This is a genomic window from Streptococcus pseudopneumoniae (genome assembly GCF_038148935.1).
Classification (GTDB): domain Bacteria; phylum Bacillota; class Bacilli; order Lactobacillales; family Streptococcaceae; genus Streptococcus; species Streptococcus pseudopneumoniae_U.
The window spans coordinates 1-1,902 of the sequence record NZ_JBBJZX010000157.1; the positions used below are offsets into that span (position 1 = coordinate 1).

The 1,902-nt window shown below is 41.1% G+C and carries 2 protein-coding genes; both read right to left on the reverse strand.

What is annotated here, in order from left to right:
* Positions 1 to 254 (reverse strand): DUF956 family protein (locus WKI42_RS10250; protein ID WP_050294474.1); only part of this gene is annotated, 254 nt, incomplete at its 3' end.
* A gap of 2 nt (positions 255 to 256) precedes the next feature.
* Positions 257 to 1,621: an aspartate kinase gene (locus WKI42_RS10255; RefSeq protein WP_368081869.1), complete on the reverse strand. Its 1,365-nt coding sequence runs from the start codon at positions 1,619 to 1,621 to the stop codon at positions 257 to 259.
* Positions 1,622 to 1,902 lie beyond the last annotated feature (281 nt).

Sequence of the window (1,902 nt, forward strand, 5' to 3'; positions counted from 1 at the left end):
TCTTTTGAAGCAAAGAGGAATTTTCCTTTGTCTGTAAAGACTTCGAAGTGGCGACTGATTTTTCGTCCAGTGACATTGGCTCCAATCTGATTGATATGGCTCCAAGGAATCTGGATAAATTGCTCGACATTGACGTCTGGGTAAAATTCTAAGGCCTGATCTCCGACAAGGAATTTCCCAACTTTTCCAGCGATAGAGAGGTAGGAAGTGCCTGTCGTGCTGAGAAGCACTGTTTTATTAAGTGATTGGGCCATGCTTAGTCTTCCTTACTTTCTCCAAAAAAGGCATTGTAGAGGGCTTTGATTGCTGCTTTTTCTTGGTCTTTATTGACAACAAACATGATAGAAACTTCACTAGAACCTTGAGACATCATCTGGATGTTGATCTTGTTTTCAGATAGAGCGCGAGTTGCAGTAGCAGTGACACCAATATGGCTCTTCATTTTTTCTCCAACAATCATAATGATAGAAAGGTCGTGTTCGATTTCTGCATGGTCTACTTCAGCCTTTTGAACCAACTGACGCAGGATTTCTTCTTCCTTGATAGGAGTTAGTTCGCGAGAACGGAGGATAATCGAAAGATCGTCGATACCAGTTGGCATATGTTCCCAACCGATGTTAAGATCTTCAAGGATTTGAAGAACCTTGCGTCCGAATCCCACCTCACGGTTCATGAGGTATTTCGACATGTTAATGCTGACAAAGCCTGAGTCACCAGCAATTCCTACAACTGGAAATTCATCACTACTGTGTTTTAGAACGATACGAGTACCTGGATGGTCAGGGTTGTTGGTATTCTTGATAACTAGAGGAATTTTTCCACGGTAGGCAGGTAGAAGGGCCTCGTCATGAAGAACTGAGAAACCTGCATAGGCCAACTCGCGCATTTCACGGTAGGTTAACTCAGGAATCGAGTGTGGTTGGTGGATAATTCCTGGGTGAGCTGCAAAGATACCATCAACGTCTGTAAAGTTTTCATAGAGGTCAGCTTTTACACCTGCAGCAATGATAGAACCTGTAATGTCTGATCCTCCACGTGAGAAGGTACAGATTTGATTTTCTTTAGTAACTCCAAAGAAACCAGGAATGACAAGAACCTCATTTGTATTTGTCAATTCTTCAATCTTGTCATAACTTGATGGAATGATGCGAGCGTGACCAGGTTCACTTGTGACCACAATACCAGCTTCTCGAGGGTGCACATAGCGTGCATCGATCCCATTTTGGTTAAAGTAGGCAGCAATCAATTTGGCATTGTTATTTTCACCGGCTGCTAGGAAGGTATCGTAGAGAAATTCATTTTCTTCGATAGGAAGAGTGGCCAAGGCACGAATGCTTTTAGAGATTTTTTCTAAAACAGCAGGTTTTAGTCCCAATTCACTAACCATGGCGGCATAGCGATCGATAATCCAGCTTTGACTCTTGCTAATATCGTTACCAGCAACATAGTCGCGGTAGTATTTAATTAAGGCATCCGTAACCTTAGTATCTTCAGCATTGCGTTTACCAGGCGCAGAAACGACGACAAAACGACGCTCTGAATCGCTTTTTACAATGTTTAAAACTTTTTCTAATTGACTAGCAGAGGCAAGAGAGCTACCTCCAAATTTAACAACTTTCATAAGAACTCCTAAAGTAAGTATTTTATACGATTATAGCAGAAAGAAAGCCTTTTTTCAATGAAGAAAATAAGATGCTTTCTAGCCTAAAACGATGCTTTCTAATCGGCTGAGACACTTTCAGTCAATTTTTTCTTGCTTTCGAGTTTAAAAAAAGCTATACTTTGGCAATGAAATAATTTAATACTCAACGAAAATCAAAGAGCAGACTAGGAAGCTAGCCGCAGACTGCTCAAAGCACTGCTTTGAGGTTGTAAATAAGACTGATGAAGTCAGCTCAAAAC